The following is a 21,542-nucleotide window of genomic DNA, read 5'->3' on the forward strand; positions in this document are numbered from 1 at the left end:
AATGACGTAGCTTTTTCAAACCATCAATATTTATTTAGCAATGCCATTATTTAATTACGATAGCTGATAATATATTCTGATTATAAGGTTCTTGCAAATGATATGAGCGTCTTTTGCTTGGATATTTTAACGGATTTGTGTAAGTATCTTCACCAATATTTTTTATATCTTTAACGCCTGCTTCTTTAAGTTTTAACTCTACAAAAGCCGGTAAATCAAACATATAATGATTTTCTTTTATCGAGTTTATAAAAAACTGTTTATTGTTAATATCCTTACTTAAGAAAGCTTTATAATATTCATCATCAACTTCATATGAACTTTGAGCTATAGCAGGACCTATCACTGCTATTAAATTCTTTGCTCCTTTTTCTGTCATTTTAGTAACTATATTACTAATAATATTATGTATACTTCCTTTCCAACCTGCATGTGCCGCTCCGATTATTTTACCGTCGCCGCTTGCAAGTAGTACCGGTACACAATCTGCCGATTGTACCGCTAATACTAAATTTTTCTTAGTTGTAATGCTTCCATCTGCCTCAGGTACGGCAATTATGGACTCATCAGCATTAACAATTTGATTGCCATGTACTTGGTTTAAAATTAAAATATCTTGTGCTTTAAAATAAGTAGTAATAGATTTTTTGTTTTCAACTATTTCTGTTTCATTTATAGAGTTATTTTTTTTTATATATCTATGACTAGAATTATTGAATGTTTTATCAAAAATTTTATAATAAACTGATCCATTTATTAATCCTTCCATGAAAATGCCCTATAATAATTATAATAGTTTTATTAATACTTTATCCGGTCGTTTACAAAAAAATAAACAGCTGGAAAAAATAATAGCACAATTTCATCAAGACTATAACCTAATCCCTATTATCGGCGTAGAAATAGAGTTTTATTTAAGTCACAATATTGATATAGCTAAATTTGAAATACTTTCAAGAAAATACTTAGCTAGATTTAAAATTTCTAAAATAAAAAAAGAAAAAGGCAATAACCAATTTGAAATAGATCTCCCTCCTTCTGTAAACTTAATACAATATATAAAAAATATATTAGAGGTTAAAACTATTTTAAAAAAAATGGCACAGCAGTTAAACGGTTATATAGATTTTTCTCCTAAGCCGTTTTTGGATGATTATGGTAATAGTATGCATTTTCATATTAATTTTAATTCTGAGTTCAATGATTATTATATAATTTTAGCAGCACAAGGGCTATGTCACTATATGTTAGACACCCTACTCGCTTTTATGCCGACTACTCTAGATTATTCACGGATAAATAAAAAATTTATGGCTCCTACGCATATATCGTACGGTGGAAATAATAGAAGCGTAGCCGTACGAATTCCAAATTCTTTTCCCAAACGTTTAGAACATCGCTTATCTTCCCCTGAAACCGATCCGTATATAGCAATTTTTACTATTTTAAAATCAATATTATTGGCTTTAAAATCTCCAAGTTCGCTCCAAAAAATAGAAAAAATTTACGGGAACGCTTTCGATCTGCAATATAATTTAATTCCATTACCTACATCATCTCAGGATAGCTTTATGTTATTTAAACCGGAGTTTTTTAAATAATTTGTATTTTGTTCACAAAACCTAAAAACTAAAAAATAATTGTTTTTTTACAACTAAAATAAAGATTGATATAAAGTTTTAAATATAAAACTGCCAAAATTATTTCAATTAATTATTTTATTTTTGTAAAACTAAATACTTTATGAAGTGCTTTAAGCCGCACTTCACTCTATATTTTCATAATTTTTCATTAGATAATTAAATTCCGCACCATAGATAAATATCATATTTATAATATAGAAGAATATTAATGTAACTATTATACTACCAAGAGAACCATACATTAGATTTAATTGATTATAGTAGACTATATAAGTTGAAAGCAAATAGCCGCTTATTATCCATAATATCACAGTTAATAAAGCCCCTGGAAATACATCAACAAAATTTAGTGTTACATTAGGTAATATATAATACAAAGACGAGGCACCTAAAAATAATAAAATTAAAATTAAAGAATATCTTATAAAATTTAAAATGATCTTATATTTTTCAATGGTCTCTAATATTATCGGAATTTTTGTAAATAATATTGGAATCACCACTAAAAGAAACATAGTAAAGATAATCAAGGCACTAATTATAAGAAACTGTATAATACTAAGTAATCTTCTTCTTATATAAGGGGGGGGAGATTTTATTTGATATACACGATTTAAAATAGTCCTTAAACATTCTACAAAAGAAGAAGCAGTCCAAATACTGCCTACTATGGCAAGATTCATTAAACTTTGAGGAGGAGCACTTAGTAATTCTCGTATTCTCTTTTCTATTGATTCTGTTGCTTGTTCCGGAAGACTCTCTAGAAAAATTTGTATAAAATTTTGACCAAGTTCTGAAGCTCCTAAAAAGCTTGTTAAAGCTAATAAGAATACTAGGAAAGGGAAAATAGATAAAAGTATCATGAATGACATATATCCCGAATGTTCAACGCCATCATCTTCTATTGTTCTAAATAAGGCTACGTAAAGACAATTAAAAATTTTTCTCATTATAAAAGCTAAGTTATTATTATTAATTTTATATTTAATCTTAAATAAGTTTGCTGTAAATAATTAATTTATAATTAAAATGAAACTATACTTTATCCTTGATTTGAAATATTAATATAGAAATGAAATTTTCCCTTGCATTAATTTTATATTTTTATAAATTGTAATTTATGCTTCAGTAAATAAGTTTTTAAAACATAAAATATTCATATTTTAACTTTAAAATAATTTTAAAGTTCTTATGATATTTTTATTTGATAAGAAATAATTTTCTTTAATAATTATTTACCAAATGATTACAAAAAACTTAAAAAATGTTATTTTATAGTTGCTTATAATATTAATTTATGGTATTATTTCTACTTATAATTGGATATAGTATAAAATTATTAATAACCACATGTTTTATAATAATATAGGATAATATCATTTTTGTTCAAAGAAAATTTTTAAATATAGATATAATTAGTAACCAAGGAGAAGATAATGGGTAGAAAAAACGATATTATACAAAAAATCGATAGTTTTATCGGCAAGAAAATTTATTCTTTAAGACTCGCTAAGGGGTTGTCTCGTCAACAACTTGCTGAAGTAATTGATGTTACTCATCAACAATTACAAAAATACGAAAAAGCAATTAATAGAATTTCTGTAGGAAGGCTAGTACTAATCGCAGAAGCTTTAGATAGGAATATTGATTATTTCTTTGAAGGTTTAGAAGAAGCTAATAAACCGCAGCCCGTACATACTCAACATCAACGTATGTGCATTGAAGTTTCAAGAAATTTTATGAAAATTAATAGCACGGAAGAACAACAAGCCGTTAATAATTTAGTAAAATGTCTAGCCGGAAAAGAAAAACTAAACACTAATGCATAAAGGCAAGCTGGCATCCTGATTATGTTTTACTACATTCCCGCTTTCGCGGGAATGACATCGCTTGTCCTATAATATACAGAATACAAATCTTGATCAGCGTTGTAGAGGGGAAGACTCTCTTTTAATAGGTGTTGATTTATTTAAATTTTCCGACTGAATGCTATCTCTTGCATTCATTAATGCTCCCATAATTTTTATATTATCTTTGATATTAACTCTATCTCTTTCTACTACCATTTTAGCTTTTTCAATATCCGGCTCATCTTTACTTATAGGTTTTAATTCAGACTGTCCTGATACTACCCTTACATCTTCCGTTTTAACACTAGGGTTTTCAACTGCTTCTGCTTGTTTTTGCTCTTGTTCTTGTAATAACTTATCTATAGTTTGTAAACGTACCTCTTTAGATAAAGTTTTATCATTAATTAAATTAGCTTTAATGAAACTTTGCTGTTCTTCAGTAGAAGATTTAGTACCAAATTCCTTTACCAGCTCATCTACTTTTTTTATTGATTCCTTTTTTTTTTCTTTAGCTATATCTAAAGGATCACGAAAGGTACTTTTTATTCTCTCGACATAACTAGAGATATCATTTAATATACTAGAAGTTTTTTTCGCCATTTGTTCTTCTGAATGAGCCTCTAAAACAGGATCAATAACATTTTTTAATGCATCAGTTACATCTTGGGATTTGTTATATATATCATGGTGAGGCTGAGTTTCTTCTATATTTTGCCCTTGTAAATCTTTATTTAAATTTTGAGTTTCTCTATCTAAAGCTGCCTCACTCACTGTATCTTTAGCTTTTTTAAGTGCCTCTTTCTCAGAGTCATTAATATTACTATTATTAATCCCGCTAGAAACTGCCTTAGGCATTTCCTTAGTGATTTCAGGATCTGTTTTGCTTTCATAAACACCTTCTACTAACCCTTTAGTCATTAGCTCTCTATCAGGTAAATCAGTCTTACTTTCTGCAATACCTTTTTCCGCTGATGCCATAATAAGTGCTTTATCTGGTAAGGATAAAGAGGTGTCACTATGAGTAGCTATAGTCTTGCCTACACCTTTAACAATCTCTGCTTTGTCTTTAGCTTCAAGCGAGCTTCCTGCAACTGTGTTAGTAATTCCTTCAATTATTTCACTTTTTACCTCTACTTTAGCCGGACTATCTAAAACATTAGCCGTAATGGCTTGTATGTTTGTTGTTTTTAATTCAGTATTACTTAGAGGATCAAACAAAATATCATTTACTTTTTTTATTGTATCTTTTTTAGTTTGTTCCGCCGTAATCTTATCTAAATTCTGTTGCATCAATTGTTGTTGTTCCGGGCTGAGAACTTGGGTTTCTACACCTTTCTTTAATATAGAACCTAATAATTTTTGTTTTTCCACATTGCTTAATTCAGAGGCATTAACCTTATCATCTACTGCTATAAGTATTGTCCCTTTATCTTCAGTAGAAAGGTTACTTTTTATTACAGCATCCGTAATACCGTCAATTGCCGCAGCTCTACTTGCATCATCTTTAAGACTTAAACCGACATCTACTGCCTTTTCTAACATCTGCTGTTTTTGCTTCGGCTCAAGATTCTCTGAATTTAAAGCTATAGCTACTGTAGCTTTAAGCATTTTCGATTTTTCTAGGTCTGGAGTATTCTGATCATTTTTTATGGTTTCTAATATCGCATTTACTCCAGCTACTTTTGCGTCCGGTGTGAGGTCTTTATTATTGACCGTATTTTCAGCTAAAGCAATGATATTAGCCTGCTTTTCAGCAATATCACTTTTTTCATTATTAAGAATTGCTGTGGCTGCTTCTTTAATTAAATCAATTTGTTTATTGCCGTCAGTTTCTTTTGTTAAACTTGCATTTACATAATTTAATAAATCTTGCATGCTGCCTGATAAAGCTATAGCTGCATTAAGCACTGGATTTGGAATTCCTGAAGATTGAGCTTGTTGTGGTTGCGGCGGCTGCACTTGTGAAGTCTCAGGTTGCAGTGGCTGGTTGGCAGGGGTAATTGATGGCATTTGTGTAGCAGTAGGCGTTTCAATAGATGATTTTAATTCTTGATTTGGAGTTATTATTGGTTGTGGTGTTTCCTGAGATCGACCTTGCACCTTTGTTAAATCTTCAGCTATAGTTTGTGATAAATCAACACTTTGTCCTTTGTTTAACTCTACCTCTTTCATCATTTCTTTATATTTACCGCGTGTTACCGCAAGTGTATAAATTTCTCCTCCATGCTCAATATAAGCTACTGCATCATCTCCAGTTCCGGCAAATTTTAAAGGTTGAGGTGAGCTTATTTCTTTAAGTAATGGTTTACCGTTTGGTCCTTCTTCGTAGTGAGTGGTAAAATATACTGCTTTATCTTTGGAGGGCTTTGTGCCATCAGCTTTTAATGCTACCATCGATAAATGCATTGACCCATCGGCTTTATCAAGTTTTATAGGAAAATCTATTTCTCTATATGAGCTGACCTGAATCTGAGTACCGTCTTGTTTAGCTACAGTAAAAGGTTTAGTTTTAACAGTTGTTTCATTTAAAGTACAAAGTTCATCACCTACATCATTTTTAACTACCGTGGCTCTAAGATCGCTTGCACTTATTTGGTGTTCCCACTGTACCGTCTTAAATCCACCCTGATACCCATTAGCGGCACTATATGTTGAGAGAACATTTTTATAGCCGGCTATTTCTATTGATTCTAATTTCTTTTTAAGTTCAGGATTTTCTAAAGCCCTATCAATAAATTCTCTATTAGCCGGATTACCGAAAAAAGCACTTAATGTTTTATCTTTTTCTTTTTCCTCTTCTATTTCTTTTCTTTTTTGTTCAGCTAAATTGCGGTCTGCAAGGACTGCCAGGTCTTTTAATATTTGTTCTATTAAATTATCTTGTTGCGGTTGTATAATTGTTTCTCTTACAGCCTTAGTTATTGGGTCTGATGTCTGACCGTCAGGGGAGATATTGCCTGATAAAACACTAATTGAAGGGGTAGATTGAGCAGAAGATGCAACCATAAAACCATCGTCAGCTGCCGCCGGTGTAGTTTGAGAAAAAAGTTCTTGTTCTTGTTTCGTTTGTTGCTGTTTTTCTTCTTCTGTAAATTCTCTATTTAAAGGATCAAATTCACTTATATCTGGGTTACCGTCTTTACTCATAAAACCTCTAATTTAACCAAAAATTAATTAGCACAAACCGAATGTCATACCGCGACTTGATCGCGGTATCTCAGGAAATAGTCTGCGATAAGAGATCCCGTGGTCAAGCCACGGGATGACACATTAATTTGTAGTTTGTGTTATACTGTTAAAGATAGTATATAGAGATTTTAGTAATATCAAGAAAAAACTAATATTATTATTGAGAAAATTTAATAGAATTTTTATATTCTTTATTGAGTTCTTTAGTTACCCAAAGCCAAGTTAAGCAAGTAATTATAAATATAATCATTAAACAGATAGAAATAGATTGATAACTAGCGGAAGGTAATATTATAAATACCAATGATTGTAAAAATGCACTACCGGATTTACCGAGTTTTGTACCTATCATGTCGGCAGTAGCTTTACCTTTTATTTTTATTTCCGGATCTAAAGGAACATAGGCCATTTCTTTTGTTGAATCAAATAAGGTATATTTGCTTGATTTACTAAGCACATTTTGAATAGCACCTATTGTTATAGCAATTAAAGCAGGATCGGTTAGAATAAAATTTGCTATTATTAAGCCGGCAAATCCTTCAAAATTATTAACGGCAAAAAATAATATACCAGTAGTAAAAACTATTAAAGGTGTGATAACAGCTGCCGTAAACCAGCCAAGTCTTCTAACTATATTTGAGCCAAGTACTACAAATAAAATAGTAAATACTCCGGTATAGCTCAAATAACTTCCTATAAAAGCTGCATATTCGGTTGGAGTTTTATAAATTTTAGTAGCTGCTGCTTTCCAAGGACCTTCTACTAAATTAATGGCAATGCCATAGCAGATAAGCAAAGTTGCAATTAATCTAATATGTCTTGACGATAGAATCATTTGAAAACTTTCGGCAATAGTCATAGATTTTTTCTTTGCTTTAAACCTGAGTAATGCCATATGCTCTTTATCTAGTACTTTATGATTAAGCAACCAAAAAGTTTTAATAGCTATTATGCCTAAAATTAATACTATAGTTAGTATAATTTGTATAGAAAGCGTATGAAAAGACGATTGCAATGCAAATTTATTAGTTATGTAATCATTAATATTACTTAGATTTTCTAAAAACTGCCCTGCTAAATAAATACCTGTTTGACTAAGTAAACCGAATAACGGATAAAATCTTTTAGATTCTTCCACTGTAGTAATGTTATTAACAAACTGCCAAAAAAGTAATGCGAAAACTACGTTTGGCCATAATTCGGCTATTATATAAAATAGCGAAAAACTCCATTTTGATAAAAGCAATATAAACCATTTTAAATTAGGTAAACTTGCCGTTAAATTTTGAACGGTTACAGGGCTTAAATGCAGTATTTCATGATTTGGAAAAATAACGTAAGCAAAAAGGGCAAAGAATGTTAAGAACATTGATATAATAAGATAAAATATATTTTCTGCTTTCATCCTATTAACAAGCTTTACATATATAGCAGTCATTAAGAAAGCTGACGGCATCACTCCCCAAAACTTCAAAAACGAGATAGTCTCGGCACCGATCATAGTAGTAACAATACTATCTTTTAAAGCTCTGATTAAATTTTGGATAAATAAAATATAGAACATTAATAAAGTGATGAATAAAAATTTAGAAACTTCATGGCGTTTTATAGGCCAGATATAATCGGTAAGTTTGGAAAGACGGCTATTGATTGTAGAGGAAGAATTTTCTATATTACTGGGGTTAATCGTCATTATTTGGTCTAACCTATATCTTGCTATTGGCTAGAATTATATATTAAAGATTTTCTAAATTTAAGTCAAGTTACAATCAAATTAAAATGAGTAATTATTGGTTAAATATTTATAAACCAAGAGGTATAAGTTCTGCTAAACTTGTTAGTATAGTAAAAAAAATACTCGGTAAAACCAAGATAGGGCATGCCGGTGCTTTAGACGTTGAAGCGGAAGGAGTATTGCCCCTTGCCGTAGGCGAAGCTACAAAGCTGATACAGCTACTAATTGATGCTAGAAAAGCCTATATTTTTACCGTAAAATTCGGAACACAAACAGATAGCGGCGATTATGCCGGTAAAGTAATAGCAACGAAAGATTATATCCCTTCTCAAGAAGAGGCTTATGCCGTATGTTCTAAATTTATCGGTAACGTAACACAAATACCGCCGGCTTTTTCAGCTCTTAAAGTTAACGGTGTAAGAGCTTATAAATTGGCAAGAGAGGGGAAAGAAGTAGAATTAAAGCCACGAAATATAACTATTTATGATCTAAAATGTTTAAATTTTGATGAGAAAAATGCTACCGCTATATACTATACGGAATGCTCAAAAGGTACTTATATAAGGACTTTAGCAGAAGATTTGGCATTGTCCTTGCAAAGTTTAGGATTTGTGATAGAATTACGCCGTACTCAGGTTGGAATATTGAAAGAAGAAAATGCTATCCGAATTAAATCGCCTGACGAAATTACCAAAAATTCCCTAGAGGAAAAAAGCATAAAGATAGAAGCAATACTGGACGACATCCTGGTTCTTGATGCAACTGACAGCCAAGCACAGCAAATTAAATACGGACAGAAATGTTTATTTAATTATGAAAAAGACGTTAATCTTTTATGGGTTCGCTATAAAGGCGTTTTGCTTGCAATAGGTAGCTTAAACAAGAGTTGCTTTAATTCTTTACGAGTATTTAATTTAACACCATAGAAATCTATCAAATAAGGAGAAATTATCGATGTCGATTACACAAGAACGTAAACAACAATTAATTAAAGAATATGCTATAACAGAAAATGATACAGGTTCAAGTGCAGTGCAATGTGCTATCTTAACTGAAAGAATCAATAATTTAACCGAGCATTTTAAATCTAACCATAAAGATCATACTTCAAGACGTGGATTATTAATTTTAGTCGGGCGTCGCCGCAGATTACTTAACTATATTAAAAAGAATAATATTAGTGAATATCTAGAGTTAATAAGTAAGCTAGGAATTAGAAAGATTAAGTAATTAAATAATCGTCATTGCGAAGAAATTGCATAGCAATTTACGAAGCAACCTCAGGAGTTTGTTATTATTTCATGAGATTGCCACGCAGCCTACGGCTGCTTGCAATGACGAAATGTAATATAAATTATGAAATGAGATAAATAGATGTTTAACGAAATAACTAAGAGTGTTACATGGAACGGAAAAGTTCTTGAGCTTAGTACAGGTAAAATAGCACGACAGGCTGACGGGGCAGTTATGGTAAAAATGGGTAATTCCGTTTTATTATGTACGGCAGTAGTAGCTAACAAAGCAAAAGAGGGTATAGGTTTTTTTCCTTTAACAATTAATTACAGAGAAATGGCATATGCTGCCGGTAAGATACCCGGAGGATTTTTTAAACGTGAGGGAAAAGCATCAGATAGAGAAGTTTTAGTATCTCGTTTAATAGATAGACCAATTAGACCGTTATTTCATCCGGCTTTTGTGAATGAAACGCATGTAATTTGCAGTGTTCTTTCATATGATCCTGAAACTCCGGTAGATGTACTTGCAATTATCGGTGCATCGGCTGCACTTAGCCTATCCCCTGCTCCTTATCTAGAAATAGTTGCTGCAAGTAAAGTCGGTTTAATCAACGGTGAATTTGTTTTAAATCCGACACTTGAATTATTAAAAACAAGTCAGCTTGATTTAGTAGTTGCAGGAACATCAGATTCAGTAATGATGGTTGAATCGGAAGCTCATTTCCTCTCTGAAGAACAAATGTTAGAAGCCGTAAAATTTGGATTTGAAAGCTTCCAGCCGGTAGTAAAGATAATTAAAGAACTAGCAGAAGAAGCTAAAAAAACAAAGCTTGAAATGCAAGATTTATATCCCGCCTCATTAAAGAAAGAAATTGAGAAGTTATTTGTAAAAGAAATTGAACAAGCTTTTGCGATTAAATCTAAACAAGAACGTAGCACTAATTTAGATTTAATACCTGAAAAAGTTCTTACACATTTTGTAAGCGACATAGAAAATAAAAAATATAATAATTATCAAATCGAATCGGCTTTAAAATCTATTGAATCAGATATAGTACGTAACGAGATTTTAGAAAAAAATAGACGTATCGATGGAAGAAGTACTACGGATATAAGACAAATTGCTTGTGAAATAGGTTTATTACCTTCCGCACACGGTTCAGCTTTATTTACTAGAGGCGAAACGCAAAGCTTAGTTAGCACTACATTTGGTACTAGTTTAGATGAGCAGATAGTTGACAGTTTAGAGGGTGAGTATAAAGAGCGTTTTATGCTTAATTATATCTTCCCGCCCTACTCTGTAAATGAAGCAATGCCGATGAAAGCACCTAGTCGTCGTGAAGTCGGACACGGTAAACTCGCATGGCGTGCTATTAATCCAATATTACCTAATAAAGTACAATTTCCTTATTCTATTAGAGTAGTTGCCGAAACTACGGAGTCTAACGGTTCTTCTTCAATGGCAACTGTTTGCGGTAGTTCTCTTGCTTTAATGTATGCCGGCGTACCGATAAAAGCACCAGTTGCGGGTATTGCTATGGGACTTGTTAAGGAAGGCAAAAAATTTGCGGTATTATCCGACATTCTTGGAGATGAGGATTATTTCGGTGATATGGACTTTAAGGTTGCAGGAACTAGCGAAGGGATTACTGCATTACAAATGGATATCAAAATATCCGGAGTAGATTTTAAAATAATGAAAGTAGCTTTAGAGCAAGCACGACTCGGTCGTTTGCATATACTTGAGCAAATGAATAAAGTTATCAGTAAACCAAATAGCGAACTAAGTAAGAATGCTCCTTCTACTACTACTATAAAAATAGATAAGGATAAAATTAGAGATATTATAGGACCGGGCGGTAAAGTAATAAAGGAAATTTGTGAAACTAGCGGTGCTAAAATAGATATAAGCGATGACGGCAGCGTTTCTGTTTATGCTTCAGATAGAGATAAGCTAAAAGTCGCCTTAGATAAAATTAAAGCTATTGCTGTTGAACCTGAAATCGGTGAAATATTTAACGGCACGGTAATGAAAGTCTTAGATTCCGGTGCTTTTATTAATTATTTAGGTAATAAAGACGGCTTTGTTCATATTAGTGAAATTTCAGAAGAAAGAATAGAAACGGTTAGCAGTGTTTTAAAACAAGGCGATATAGTAAAAGTTAAGCTAATAGGTTTTGATAATAAATGCAAAGCAAAATTAACTATTAAAAATGCCGATAAAGATAAATCTTCAAATAACCCAAAGCCAAAAAATAATGTTAATAATGCTAAGGAAAATTCAGAACCTGAGCGACGTGATTCTAGTAAAAAACGAGCTTGGAATGAAGATAATAATGCTGAAACTGCTGAAGTAATTACAGAACGTAAGTATTTTACATAGAACGTCATTGCGAGGAGATATTGTTGCGTGGATCAATTCTACTGCTGTCATCCCGCGACTTGATCGCGGGATCCAGTTTAAAATACTAAAATTATTAGTACTTTAGATTATTTTTTGGATACCGTAGTCAAGCCACAGTATAACACCGAATGCGTTTTCCAATCCATGCGGGAATGACATTGAGCGGGTTTTCCGAGCCATGTAACAACGTTTTCGTGTGCTCGCAATGACGATTTTTTCACAAATGAGCACATAATGACCAACACAAATAATTACCGCATCATCGCAAAGAGGGTTATTTCTAGTGAAGCAAGTGCTTTAGAAAAATTATCCGAAAATATCCCTGAAGACTTTAACAGAATTATAGAATTTTTATTATCTTTTAAAGGACGGGTAATTTTAACGGGTATAGGTAAAAGCGGTTATATTGCAAGAAAAATAGCTGCTAGCTTTTCTTCAACCGGTATGCCTGCTTTTTATTTACATCCGGCAGAAGCAAGTCACGGCGATTTAGGTATGGTGACGAGAAATGATCTAGTAATTATGCTATCTAATTCCGGTGAAACTAAAGAGCTATTTAATGTAATTGAATATTGCAAGAACTCTTCCATAAAAATTGCTGTAATGACAATGAATAAAAATTCCACTTTAGCTAAAAGAAGCGATTTTTTATTAATAGTACCTGAATACCCGGAAGCTTCTATAATTGGAGCTCCTACTATATCATCTTTAATAATGTTATCACTCGGTGATGCTTTAATGACTGTTATACATGAAAAACGAGGCTTTACTAAAGATGATTTTAAAATTTATCATCCGGGAGGTACAATCGGTGCTAATTTAACAAAAATTAAAAACCTAATGCGTAGCGGTGATGAGATACCTTTAGTATATGAAGATACTTCCTTTGCTGAAACTATAATTGTTATGAATAAAAAACGTTTAGGTTGTACACTTGTCACGGATAAAAACCAAAATTTGGTAGGAATTATAACCGACGGGGATTTACGTCGTCATATTAACGATCAAATTCACTTAAAAACAGCATCAAGCATTATGACCAAAAACCCTATTCATATCTCATCGGACATATTTGCAAAAGAGGCTTTAAATTTAATGAAAGCCAAGAATATCACTAATATACCGATTGTTGATGATAATGTTATTATAGGCATGATTCATATTCATGATTTACTACGCATAGGAGTTAGCTAAAATCTATGTCCTCTTCTTATAAACGGCGAAAAAAAATTTGGAAATCTATATATCTTTTAATAATAATTGGAATTTTGTATATAGGATATATATTAATTAAAAGCGGTTATATTAATGAAGAACATGATATTAATATTACAAAAAAAAGTTTAAAAGATAATAAAAATTTTGATTTAAAATATAATATTATATTGAAAGATTTAATTTTTGAAGGAGTAAATAAAAATTTAAATGCATATAAGATTAAAACTGAGCGAGCTATAAAAGAGTCGGATAATAAATATAAACTAGATATAATAAATGCTATTTATAATGTAAATCAAGACCAAACTCTTATTATCAATGCGAAAGAAGGCTTTTTAGATGAAGAATCAAACATATTAGATTTAAAAAACGATGTAAAACTTTTTTTTGATGAGATCATATTTAACACTAACGATGTAAGGATTGATTTAGTAAATAAGAATATAACCGGTCATTCCCCTGCTAAGTTACTTTACAAAAACTCTTCAATTACTTCGGATAGTTTTAATACGAAGGATGAAAATAATATTATAATTTTTAAAGGCAATGTCTCTACAATCATCGATTTATCGGATTATTAAACTTGTTTTACTTCTTATAATTAGTACCGTAATATATGCTAATGATAAAAATATTTCAAATTTACATATAACATCTGATACTTTAATTATTGATAGAATCAAACAAAAGGCAGAATATCTTGGAAATGTTGTTGTTTACTTCGATAATGCGATCCTTAGAACGAAAGAATTATACATTTTTTACAAAACAATAGATGAAAAGCAAACTATTGATCATATAGTTGTCCCTACTAAATTGACTGTAGAAAGAAAAATAAATAATGAATTATTACTTGCAGATAGTGCTAAATATTTTTTCGATAATAAACAACTTATTCTATTTGGTAATGTAATATTACAGCGTGACGATAATATTTTAAAAACTAATAAACTAATCTATTATGTAGATATTGTTGATAAATAACATTCTTTATTGTTGGTACGTCATTGCGAGCGACTGCAAGGAGCGTGGCAATCCAAAAAATAATTAAAAAAATGTTAAAGATTAGTATTTTTAAACTGGATTGCTTCGTCAATTACTTATGTAATTTTCTTGCAATGACGTTGAAAATTAATCCACGCAATAAAATCTTAACAAATAAAAAAGATGAACAGCTTACAAGTTAAAAATATATCAAAATCCTACAAAAAAAGGAATATATTAACTGATATATCTCTTAATATAAAACAAGGGGAAATAGTCGGTTTATTTGGTCCGAACGGAGCCGGTAAAACAACTTGCTTTAATATTATTATCGGTTTAATGAAACCAGACTCAGGGCAATTACTTTTAAATGATATAAATATTACCAACTTGCCTATTTATTTACGAGCAAGGCTTGGAATCGGCTATCTTCTTCAAGAACCTTCAATATTTCGTGGGTTATCGGTTGAGGATAATATTAAAGCTGTAGTTGAGATATCTGAAAATGATAAAGAAGTAATTGAACAAAAAACCCATAATTTGTTAGAGAAGTTTTCAATAGTGCATTTAAAAGATCTTTCTGCCTCTAGTTTATCAGGCGGTGAAAGACGTAGGCTTGAGATCGCACGTTCACTTGCAATAGAGCCTAAATTTATCATGCTTGATGAACCGCTTGCCGGTATTGATCCGCTTGCTATTTCCGATATCAAAAATCTAATTACTTATTTACGTAAGTTCAATATAGGTATATTAATTACCGACCATAACGTACGTGATACTCTAGATATAGTCGACCATGCTTATGTTATTTTTGAAGGTAAAGTATTATTAGAAGGAAGTGCTAAGGAAATAGCAAACAGCAAGAAAGTTAAAGAAGTGTATTTAGGTGAGAGCTTTAATTTCTAGATTCCAATGTCATTCCTATATGGCATTGTTGCGTAGATACTGAGTCGTCATTGCGAGCAGCCATAGGCTGCGTGGCAATCCAAAAAAAATAATAAAAAAATTCTGTAAATCAGATTTTTTACTGGATTGCTTCGTCAACACTTATAGTTTTTCCTCGCAATGATGAAAAAACCGGTCTACGCAACACAATATCTCTTCGCAATGACAATATATTAATATTTACAATATGCAAATTAACAAAGAAATTTTTAGGGCTTATGATATAAGAGGCAATAACCTTAAGAATTTAACGGAAGAAGTAGCTTATAAAATCGGCTTTTGTTTTGCCGGGATGACTATAACGAAAGATAACGATAAAATCTGTATCGGTTTAGACAGTCGCCTTAGCTCCCCTACCCTTTGTAAGGCTTTAGAACTAGGATTAACTGATGCAGGAGCTAAAATCATAAATATTGGCGTAGTTCCAACGCCGGTTTTATATTTTGCTGATAAAGAATTTATGCCTGCCGGTAGTATTATGGTCACGGGATCACACAATCCTCGTGATGATAACGGCTTTAAAATACTACAAAATGGTAAATCTTTTTTTGGTCCTCAAATCCAGGATTTACTAGCAAAGATTAATGCCATACCGTGGCTTGACCACGGTATCCAAAAAAAAAATAAACAAGACTGGAGCCCGCGGTCAAGCCGCGGGATGACAATAATACCTAGCGGGAATGACATAGAGTATAGACATAATATAGAGCATAAATATCTAAAGCGTATTTTAGACGGAATAAATATTAGCCCCAAATTAAAAGTAACTTGGGATTGCGGTAATGGAGCAACAGGCAATATTATTGAAGAATTAAAAAGCAGTTTAACTAATGAAAACATAATCATAAATAGTAAAATTGACGGGAATTTTCCAAGTCATCATCCTGATCCTACGAATCCTGCTAACTTACAAGAGCTAATTAAATTAGTTAAAGAACAAAATTGTGATCTTGGTATAGCTTTCGACGGTGACGGTGATCGCTTAGGCATTGTAAGCTCAAGCGGGAAGATATTATTTGGTGATCAAATTTTATGTATATTTGCTGAGGATATTTTAAAGGAAAACCCGAATGCTACTATAATAGTCGATGTAAAAGCCAGCCAATTTATAATTGATAGAATTAAGTCATTCGGCGGAAATCCTATAATATGGCGAACAGGTCATCCATTTATTAAAAGCAAAATGCTTGAGACAAAAGCTTTACTTGCCGGTGAAATGAGCGGACATATATTCTTTGCCGATAAATATTTTGGCTTCGATGATGCAATCTATGCAGCTCTTAGATTTTTAGATTTACTTAGCAGCTCAAGTAAAACTCTAGATGAGATAATAGAAGATTTACCGAAAAGCTATAGTACACCGGAAATTAAAATATTTGTTTCTTCAGAGTTAAAATTACAAATTATTAAAGAGATTAAAGAAAAATTATTAGAAGAGAAAATAGAGTTTAATGATATAGACGGTGTACGGGTAAATACTGAACATGGATGGTGGTTGCTGCGTAGCTCTAATACCGAATCTATTATAGTTGCAAGGGCTGAATCAGCTAGTAAGAATGGTCTAGAGGAAATAATAACTATAATTAATAAATATCTTGAAAAATATGGATTATTAATTAATTATTAAAAAATTAGTTTATCTATTGAGTTTTTAAATATTATTTTATATATTCTTTTCACATTAAATTAATATAAGGAAAAATAATATGTTAAAAGTCCCATCAGACCTAATCGATACATTACCTGTTGATACTAAATTAGTTACAATAACGGCAACAGATGCAAATACATTAATACTATCGTCATCAATAAGACAGCCCAATTAGTAATAAAAAAGGAAGACCTTGAGCCTACTAATAATCCTTTTGTTTTTTAAACTTAACAGTGATGTAGCAGCATCTCTCACGGTATAAATAGTTTAGTTCTTGACTACAGTGACACAGGCTTATTTAGTGGTCCAGCTATTATTTATGACGACAAACTAGGCATAATAACATTTAGTGGACCGGTAGATAATACTGTTAACTACAAAGTTGATAGTACTGAAACTTTAGGAAATACTAATACTGATGAAATCATTTAATTGTACGATGTCATTACTGCGAAAGTAGGAACGCATTGTTGCATGGATACCCAGCCCGTCATTGCGAGCGGTCGAAGACCGCGTGGCAATCCAGAAAAATAATAAAAAATTCTGTAAATTAGAATTTTTAACTGGATTGCTTCGTCGAATTACTGAATAATTCTTCTCGCAATGACGGAAAAACCGGTCCACGCAACAATGCCACGCGGGAATAACATAGAACAAAAAACTGTCCGGTACTATAGAATGACATACTAAATGTTCGTACAACATAAGGTCAAGCCACGGTATGACACCGAATACATGAAATAGTTTAAATAAGTGATAAAGAAAGAAATAATTATATTATGCGGTCCAACTGCTAGTGGGAAGTCTTATTTAGGGCATGCACTGGCTAAAATATATAATGGGGAAATAGTAAACATCGACTCAATGCAGGTTTATAAGGAAATTCCTATTATTACCGCTTCTCCGCCTCAAATTTATAACACAAAAATACAGCTAAATTCAGAAAGCTTCAGACAAGATGAATTTAAAGGCCAACCTGCACAGCATATAAAAATACGTGAGCACAGGCGAATCCTGCAAAATTCACTTGTATCAAGTTTTCTGAATGACGCTGTACCTTATCACTTATATAATTTTTTATCTATTACGGAAGATTTTTCGGTAGTAAAATATCTAAAACTTGCTACAAAAAAAATAAAAGAAATAACCGGCAGGGGTAAACTACCTATATTAATAGGTGGAACGGGTTTATATATCAATTCTTTAGTTTTTGGCTATAATAATATTCCTGATATATCAGAAGATTTACGAGAACAAGTAAGAAACTTACATGCTAAAATAGGCAATATAGAATTATGGAGTAAATTAGAGCAGCTTGACCCGCTTGCTGCTTTTAAAATAAACCAAAATGATACTCAGCGTTTAATTAGAGCTTATGAAGTATTCATGCAAACCAGTAAATCTATTTTTTCCTTTCAAACTATGCCAAAAGAACAAATCTTATCTGATTTTAATTTCAAAATTATTTTCTTAAACCCTGAGCGAAAATTTTTATATAAAACATGTGATGAGCGTTTAGATATGATATTTAAAGAAGGGGCAATTGACGAAATAGCTTTAATAAAAAAGCAATTTGCTCCTAAAGATTATTCAAATTTAAAAGCAGTAGGGATAAAAGAAATTTTAGCTTATTTAGATGGCAATTTTACTTTAGATGAGGCTTTAAACGCTGCTATGATTAGGACCCGTAGGTATGCTAAAAGACAAGTTACTTGGTTTACAAATCAGATACAAGATAAAATCACATTGGAATATGTTAACCAAGAAGAATTTACCCAAATATTAAGAAATTTTTTTACTAATTAATGCGTTTATCTATGTATTTCTTCTTTCTTTTTATTATTGGAAATAGGAGTAATGGAAAGTGCATTTGTCTTAGATCCTACAATATTAATCTTACTATTTAAATTTGAGACGATACTTTGTGCTTCTTTTAAAACATTTAATTTATTAATATTTGCAAACTCATTTTTAAAGTTATCTTTTAACTGTTCATTGAAGATTTCTTTTGGTAAATAAATTCCACCGGTAATAGTGCCTGCCCAAGTATATTTAGATTTAGAATTTAAAGTAGAGGCAATATTACTTGCTAACTTTTCTAGATTTTTCGGCTCTAAAAAATTATTTATATTATCGGGATTTTCTTGAGAATATTCAGAAACGATAGGTTTTAGCATCTGATGAATCATGTAAAAATCTTTACCTCTATTATCACCTTTATCAAAAAGTTTTTGTGATATTTGTTCACTTAAAATATTTGCCAATAAGTTACTCTTAATATCTTGTTTATTTGCAATATTTTCATATAAAGGGTTCAATATTTGTAATGGAGAATTTACATGATTTATAATATGTTTATATTGGTTTATTTTAGGAGTAGCTAGATTAGTAACCATATTCATAGGTAGTGAATTTAGTTTTTCTATAATATAGTCTTTAACCGTTTGATTTTCTTCATATAATATTTGTACTTGTTGAATAAATTCTTTTTTACTAAGTAAATTTCTTTTTCCTTCAGCTTGTATTTGTATAAATACTTTATCAATTGCCTTATCAATTAATTTTGCTTGTTGTTCTTTAATTAGTTCAGGTACTAAAGGAGGGATAGCTTTATCAAGATTGTAAGTATCAGTAAGTAGCATTAAATTATCAGGTAATTTAGCACCTGTTAAATTAGTATTTTTAAAACTACAATCTTTTAAAGAGGTTACTTTAGTTAAATCTGCATTTTTTAATGATACGCCTGAGAAGTCGATATTAGATAAATTACCTACTAATATAGCTCCCTCTAAGTTGAATTTTCCATTTTGTATTTTATTTAAATTATTTCTAAGAGTAATTTCATCTATAGTTTTATCTTTAAAATCTTGTGATGGACTAAATACGTCTTTTACTTTTTCAGTAGCATAGCTAAAACCTGCTTTGATAATATTCGGCAATTGCCCTTCAAAATAATTTGTTTTTTGAGCTAGATTATATATAGCACTAGCGGCCCCACGATAATTACTTTTTTCAACTTCTTCTATAACTTTAACTAATTCATCAGGATGGTTTAACATTGATGGAAGTACATTATATAATTCTTTCTTATCAAGGTTATTTATACCGGGTATGTCCACTAAAGTTTTATCTAAAATACTTGCAAATACTTCTCTATTATTGTTTAAATATTCTTTAATTTCAGGATTGTCTTTAGTTAAAGCTATTAACTCTTTTGCCATTCCCGTATAATCACCTTTAATAAAATCTCGAAAAACCTTTTTTAATGATTCAGGTTTATCAAGTAATATAGGTATTATGCTAGTTAGCTTTGTAACATCACTCGCTTCCAGACCATAATTTATAAGTTGTTGTTTTATAGTTTGGCTATTTTTTTCATCTTGTTCTAAAACTCCTGTAATTAAATTATCAAATAGACCTTCTTTACTTTGCTCTACTAATATATCTTTTAATTTAAATGAAGGATCATTAAGGGCAGAGATTATATTACCGGTTAAACTCATATAATCGCCTTTATTTAAGTCTGCAATAATCTCATGAGCAATTTCCGGTTTTGACATAACTTCGCCTACTATACTAAGCATTTGTTTATCAAAATAATATTCTTTTATTATGCTTTGTACGCTAGGAGTATTTTCAATAATACCTAAAGCAATATTTGGTAAGATTGTTTTATTATTAGCAAAAAAACTTTTTAATTTATCATCACCCGCTACCATTTCTAAGGATTGCTCAAGAGATATCATTACACCTTGATTTGGAGCATTAAGAGTATCAAAAATCTCTTTTGTCTCAGGAATTTTATTTAATAAAGTAGGAATAATATCTAAAATTTTAAGATCAATTTTGTAGCTTTCAAAATATTCTTTTAAGAAAGGTTTAGCTTGTTCTTTTGCTTCTGCTAAGAAACTTTCAATAATTATTTGTTTTTCAGGAGATAGTTTGTTAAATCTTTTTAGAGAATTAGTATTATTTATATTTTCAGCTAGTTCTTGTTTAAAATCAGGATGTTCATTAAATATTTTTATAACTTTTGCATATATATCCTTACTTTGAGGTTTTTGTAATATATTATCAAAAGTTTTTATATAATCGCTTGGAAGTATTGCAGTTGCTCCGGTACGTATGTAATTCGTAATATCTTCGCTCTTTTCGTTAAAGAATTTTTTGAAGTTTTTATCGGTAACCAGCATATCCAAACTTCTAGAAGCCACTTTATTCCAGTCCGGTAGCTCTTGCTTTACTTCAACTGCAATTTCTTGAAGTTTTTTAAGTACTTTTTCATTTTTAAAACATTCTTTTAGTATTTCGAGTCCCTTTTGATCTAAAGCACTCTTATCTTGAAATTCCCTAAAGCCTGCTTTTGCTAAGATTTGACCTATTTTAGGCAAATCATCTGAATGTTTTTTTAAAAATTCCCATATTGGAGATTTTTCAAGAAGTGATTTTTGAAATTCCGGATCAAGATATATATTGGAGGATTTAGCAAGCTTAACAAGATTATAAGTATTTACAGGATTAGTTAAAACAAACCTTGCTCCGAGTAATATCGTTCTTAAGCTTATACTCTTTGAAGACGATAAGTCCTTAATTACACTCTTTAGTACTTTATTAGCTTTAGAAGAAGATAAAACGTTTCCTATAACTTTTTGATAGTTTTTATTATTTGTAACAGCCATAAAATTACT

At 31.0% G+C, this 21,542-nt stretch carries 16 protein-coding genes; 11 read left to right on the top strand and 5 right to left on the bottom strand.

What is annotated here, in order from left to right; genetic code table 11:
• Positions 1 to 46 precede the first annotated feature (46 nt).
• The gene (gene pgeF / locus RAS_RS02975; RefSeq protein ID WP_147142182.1) at positions 47 to 769 is read right to left on the bottom strand and encodes a peptidoglycan editing factor PgeF; all 723 of its coding nucleotides are present in this window, start codon (positions 767 to 769) and stop codon (positions 47 to 49) included.
• Between pgeF and RAS_RS02980 the strand changes: the two genes are divergently transcribed.
• Positions 768 to 1,601, top strand: coding sequence for a type I glutamate--ammonia ligase (locus RAS_RS02980; protein ID WP_147142185.1), 834 nt, complete (start codon positions 768 to 770; stop codon positions 1,599 to 1,601). The two genes, pgeF and RAS_RS02980, sit on opposite strands and share 2 nt — an antisense overlap.
• A gap of 164 nt (positions 1,602 to 1,765) precedes the next feature.
• On the opposite strand, the gene RAS_RS02985 is transcribed toward RAS_RS02980, so the two are convergent.
• Positions 1,766 to 2,593, bottom strand: a complete 828-nt coding sequence (locus RAS_RS02985; RefSeq protein WP_010423012.1) for a YihY/virulence factor BrkB family protein — start codon at positions 2,591 to 2,593, stop codon at positions 1,766 to 1,768.
• Positions 2,594 to 3,079: 486 nt separating this feature from the next.
• Here RAS_RS02985 and RAS_RS02990 point away from each other — a divergent pair, with 486 nt between their 5' ends.
• Positions 3,080 to 3,472, top strand: a complete 393-nt coding sequence (locus tag RAS_RS02990; protein ID WP_010423013.1) for a helix-turn-helix domain-containing protein — start codon at positions 3,080 to 3,082, stop codon at positions 3,470 to 3,472.
• 93 nt (positions 3,473 to 3,565) lie between these two features.
• Here RAS_RS02990 and RAS_RS02995 read toward each other — a convergent pair whose 3' ends face one another.
• On the bottom strand, positions 3,566 to 6,640 hold the full coding sequence (locus RAS_RS02995) for a Sca4 family spreading effector (RefSeq protein ID WP_147142187.1): 3,075 nt from the start codon (positions 6,638 to 6,640) through the stop codon (positions 3,566 to 3,568).
• A gap of 199 nt (positions 6,641 to 6,839) precedes the next feature.
• Entirely contained in the window at positions 6,840 to 8,375 is a 1,536-nt protein-coding gene (tlc4, locus tag RAS_RS03000) for an NTP/NDP exchange transporter Tlc4 (protein ID WP_147142190.1), read from the bottom strand.
• An 86-nt stretch (positions 8,376 to 8,461) separates the two neighbouring features.
• Here tlc4 and truB point away from each other — a divergent pair, with 86 nt between their 5' ends.
• From truB to miaA, 9 genes are all read left to right on the top strand, one after another.
• Positions 8,462 to 9,343, top strand: a complete 882-nt coding sequence (gene truB / locus RAS_RS03005) for a tRNA pseudouridine(55) synthase TruB (protein ID WP_147142192.1) — start codon at positions 8,462 to 8,464, stop codon at positions 9,341 to 9,343.
• A 28-nt stretch (positions 9,344 to 9,371) separates the two neighbouring features.
• A complete protein-coding gene (rpsO, locus tag RAS_RS03010) occupies positions 9,372 to 9,647 on the top strand; it encodes a 30S ribosomal protein S15 (RefSeq protein ID WP_147142198.1) in 276 nt (91 codons plus the stop codon).
• A gap of 144 nt (positions 9,648 to 9,791) precedes the next feature.
• A complete protein-coding gene (gene pnp, locus RAS_RS03015) occupies positions 9,792 to 12,035 on the top strand; it encodes a polyribonucleotide nucleotidyltransferase (RefSeq protein ID WP_147142200.1) in 2,244 nt (747 codons plus the stop codon).
• 255 nt (positions 12,036 to 12,290) lie between these two features.
• A complete protein-coding gene (locus RAS_RS03020; protein WP_147142203.1) occupies positions 12,291 to 13,250 on the top strand; it encodes a KpsF/GutQ family sugar-phosphate isomerase in 960 nt (319 codons plus the stop codon).
• A 5-nt stretch (positions 13,251 to 13,255) separates the two neighbouring features.
• The gene (lptC, locus tag RAS_RS03025) at positions 13,256 to 13,855 is read left to right on the top strand and encodes an LPS export ABC transporter periplasmic protein LptC (protein ID WP_147142206.1); all 600 of its coding nucleotides are present in this window, start codon (positions 13,256 to 13,258) and stop codon (positions 13,853 to 13,855) included.
• On the top strand, positions 13,821 to 14,258 hold the full coding sequence (locus RAS_RS03030; protein WP_147142208.1) for an LptA/OstA family protein: 438 nt from the start codon (positions 13,821 to 13,823) through the stop codon (positions 14,256 to 14,258). The genes lptC and RAS_RS03030 overlap by 35 nt, the downstream gene beginning before the upstream one ends.
• Before the next feature lie 183 nt (positions 14,259 to 14,441).
• A complete protein-coding gene (gene lptB, locus RAS_RS03035) occupies positions 14,442 to 15,164 on the top strand; it encodes an LPS export ABC transporter ATP-binding protein (RefSeq protein ID WP_147142212.1) in 723 nt (240 codons plus the stop codon).
• 226 nt (positions 15,165 to 15,390) lie between these two features.
• Entirely contained in the window at positions 15,391 to 16,830 is a 1,440-nt protein-coding gene (locus RAS_RS03040) for a phosphomannomutase/phosphoglucomutase (protein WP_147142215.1), read from the top strand.
• 777 nt (positions 16,831 to 17,607) lie between these two features.
• Complete coding sequence (gene miaA / locus RAS_RS03050) at positions 17,608 to 18,660, top strand: tRNA (adenosine(37)-N6)-dimethylallyltransferase MiaA (protein WP_147142218.1); 1,053 nt, start codon at positions 17,608 to 17,610, stop codon at positions 18,658 to 18,660.
• 5 nt (positions 18,661 to 18,665) lie between these two features.
• Here miaA and RAS_RS03055 read toward each other — a convergent pair whose 3' ends face one another.
• Positions 18,666 to 21,533, bottom strand: a complete 2,868-nt coding sequence (locus tag RAS_RS03055; protein ID WP_147142221.1) for a pentapeptide repeat-containing protein — start codon at positions 21,531 to 21,533, stop codon at positions 18,666 to 18,668.
• Between the last annotated feature and the right edge of the window lie 9 nt (positions 21,534 to 21,542).

Origin of the sequence: Rickettsia asiatica (assembly GCF_007989425.1) — a bacterium.
Taxonomy (GTDB): Bacteria; Pseudomonadota; Alphaproteobacteria; order Rickettsiales; family Rickettsiaceae; genus Rickettsia; species Rickettsia helvetica.